The following is a 3,263-nucleotide window of genomic DNA, read 5'->3' as shown; positions in this document are numbered from 1 at the left end:
ATTGGGGTTTTAATGTCAAGAGAAGTTGGCGGATAATGGCGCTAAAGGTAAAAAGCAAATACAGGATGCAGACCCTGGTTCTTATTGTTTATTGATACGCGGGCGTGATTTTTATGGCAAAGAATATTTATAACAGCATGTGATGCCTTCATAAAAAAGGATGCTGGATGCTGGTTTCTGGATACTGGATTTTAAAAGGAAGCTATCCTTGTTTAATTTAGTATCAAGCATCCAGTATCAAGTATCAGCTTGTTAAATGGCAAAAATGCCTAATTTTTATATATACCCTGTTTGAGTCAGGCTCGTCCTGGCCTGGCGGCGGGATAAAGGTAGTTCGCAAATTTTTTCTAACTAGTCCTTTTTTTTCCACAGGCATGATCTTTGCCGTGCCCGTGGCATTCCTTGGCGCTGTTCTGAGCGCCACCCTCTGTTTTGTCTGCTGATTTATCAGAACTTTTACAGCTGCATTTACTCATTATTTACACCTCTTTAGTTGGAAATAACAATATTTCCGTTGCTGAATGTGATGTCAACCTTGCTGGTGAACAAATCTATTACGGATTCATACTCGGCAGGCAGAGAGTATGACAGAATTTTTTCCAGCAAAGGAGCAGTAAAACCGAATACTACGGCCATAATACATTCATCATGCAGGGCATAGCGGTATTGCGGGCATAAAATCAGTTTTTGTCTTTTTCGGACAACCTGTTTCCAAGCTTCATGAGCAGACCATTTTTCGTTGCTGTAAGCCCCCATTACTTCCTCTTCAATGATAGTAACTTACGAATTCGCCACATTCCGTATTGAAGTACTCCATGGCTTCCTCAACGGAATCAAAATTTAACCAATCTTCCCTAATTGTGGTACCGTTTTGCTTTCGAATTCGGACGATTTCCGTGTTGCCGCAGTATTCAAAAAAATCGTGATGAGTAGGGCAAAGTTCATGTTTTCTCATTTTATCGCCTCCCATGTCGGTGCAAAAAGCATCCAAGAAGCCTACACTAAGCATATCGACATCCTATGGGAATTCTTTAACTATAATGATAGCAAATACTGTGCCAAAAGTGCCGCAAGCTACCTGGCGGCAAACTATATCTATACATATCAATCAGATAGGGTGTACAAGGCAGGGGAAATGATTAGGGTCAAACGAGTAAACAAATTTGTGATGATATAAAATTGACGTATGCGTTCTTCGTTTCCAATGCTAACCTCGATTTGCTGAAAAACCAAGACCTTTGCACGGCACAGCGAGCGCTAAGCCCGCAGCTTGCTGCAGGGAATGTTCCAAATGAAAAACCCTCTGTTTTAACAGAGGGTTAAGTGGGCTTTGGTGGCGATGCAGGGAATTGAACCCCGGACACTACGGATATGAGCCGTATGCTCTAACCATCTGAGCTACATCGCCAGATTTTATTTTGGCAACGGCCTCTCTAACAACTCATTGCGGCTTAGTCAAGCCGAAATATTTCCTTTACCCCTGAATAGATTCGGCGACTTCAATGGAAAACTCATCAAGGTTATTTGGCAGATTAGAAAATACGACCATAAACGGAATCATCTGGCCGGGTTTAATGGTAAGATTCGATTTTTTATCACCATAACGATTCATCAGGCGCTTTTTGATCGCTGCGAGATCAAAATTGGCCAGCTCAATATCTGAAAGAAAGTTGCCGCCAAAGACCGATGCTGTTTTTACAGCAACCTTTCCTTTTGTAAAGAGCTTTCCGGTTACCTTAATAAAACGACGATTATGGGAATAATCATTTTTAACTCGTCCGGCTATTACGAAAAGCTGACCGGTCTTAGCATTTTCAACAAATCTCCCGTTTACGCCCAAAGGGGTTATCATAAGATTGCCGGCATCTTCAACTTGGGTTTCAAATAACAGATCGCTGATAAAAGGAATATTTATGGCCCTGCTTTTGAGTAAAGGTAGCGTGAAGTAAGCAGCGCCTGCCAAAAGAACTGCAACCAATCCGATTAGGACCGGCATGCTGATACGTTTTTTCTTTACGGGGATGTGCCGTTCTTCTTCTTCCTCTTCTTCTTCAACTCCGGCGGCTGCAAGCAATTCCCCTGGTTCCATTACATGCGTTTCTTCATAGGCGATATCATCGGTCGCTTGCGCTGGTTCAGCTTCTTCAGCCTCAGCAGCAAGCGTATCTTCAAATTCCAGTTCAACACTTTCTGTTTCGTCGGATTCAACAGTTTCGGGTATTTCAAGACTCTCGTCAACTGCATCAATTTCATCTTCCACTGTCTCATCGGCGGCAGCTTCTTCGTCCAAATCAAGCATTTCTTCCAGCTCGGACAATTCCTCCAAATCGGCCACATCCGGCTCTGTAACGGCAACATCATCAGATACATCTTCCTCGAGCCCCATGTCCATATCTAACTCAAGATCTACTTCCTCAAGTTCGACCTCTTCTTTAGCTTCTGTAACTTCCTCGACATCAAGCATCTCTTCAAGGTCTGACAGGTCTAGTTCATCAGGCTCCTCAGCTTGGACGGCAGCAGCGTCATCGGATACCGGTTCAGATTCAGGTTCCTTGTCCATATCAAGGTCGAGTTCCAAGTCTTCAATGGCATCCTCGGCGACCTCTGTGGTTTCGGGTGTTTTTTCTTCTTCGGCTTCAAGGTCCAATTCCAGATCCAGCTCTTCAATAGCATCTTCGGCGACCTCTTCGGTTTCAAGATCTAAATCCAGGTCGAGTTCTTCAACGGCTTCCTCCGCAGCTTCTTCAGGTTCGGGTGTTTTTTCTTCTTCGGCTTCAAGGTCCAATTCCAGATCCAGATCTTCAATAGCATCTTCGGCGACCTCTTCGGTTTCGGGTGTTTTTTCTTCTTCGGCCTCCAGATCGAGGTCCAGGTCGAGTTCTTCGTCGGCCTCCTCGGCGACCTCTTCGGTTTCAAGGTCTAATTCCAGTTCCAGGTCTTCAATAGCATCCTCGGCGACCTCTTCGGTTTCGGGCGCCTTTTCTTCTTCGGCCTCCAGATCGAGGTCCAGGTCGAGTTCTTCGACGGCCTCCTCGGCGACCTCTTCGGTTTCAAGGTCTAATTCCAGTTCCAAGTCTTCAATAGCATCCTCGGCGACCTCTTCGGTTTCAATGTCTAAATCCAGGTCCAGCTCTTCAATGGCATCCTCGGCGACCTCTTCAGGTTCGGGCGCTTTTTCTTCTTCGGCCTCCAGATCGAGCTCTTCGACGGCCTCCTCGACGACCTCTTCGGTTTCAAGATCTAAATCTAGGTCGAGTTCTTCA

4 protein-coding genes and 1 tRNA gene are annotated in these 3,263 nt (G+C 45.1%); all 5 read right to left on the bottom strand.

Going from position 1 to position 3,263, the window contains the following annotated elements; genetic code table 11:
- Nucleotides 1–347 precede the first annotated feature (347 nt).
- On the bottom strand, nt 348–476 hold the full coding sequence (locus tag V3S16_RS15880; protein ID WP_413886688.1) for a hypothetical protein: 129 nt from the start codon (nt 474–476) through the stop codon (nt 348–350).
- A gap of 13 nt (nt 477–489) precedes the next feature.
- Nucleotides 490–756, bottom strand: coding sequence for a hypothetical protein (locus V3S16_RS15875; protein ID WP_413886686.1), 267 nt, complete (start codon nt 754–756; stop codon nt 490–492).
- 10 nt (nt 757–766) lie between these two features.
- On the bottom strand, nt 767–1,009 hold the full coding sequence (locus V3S16_RS15870) for a hypothetical protein (protein WP_413886684.1): 243 nt from the start codon (nt 1,007–1,009) through the stop codon (nt 767–769).
- A gap of 322 nt (nt 1,010–1,331) precedes the next feature.
- Nucleotides 1,332–1,408 (bottom strand) — tRNA-Met (locus V3S16_RS15865).
- 66 nt (nt 1,409–1,474) lie between these two features.
- The coding region (locus V3S16_RS15860) for a DUF3426 domain-containing protein (protein ID WP_413886682.1) at nt 1,475–3,263 on the bottom strand (1,789 nt) is incomplete at its 5' end.

The sequence above is a fragment of the Candidatus Desulfatibia sp. genome (assembly GCF_036446775.1).
Lineage (GTDB): Bacteria > Desulfobacterota > Desulfobacteria > Desulfobacterales > UBA11574 > Desulfatibia_A.
This window is presented reverse-complemented; position numbering and strand designations above follow the sequence as displayed.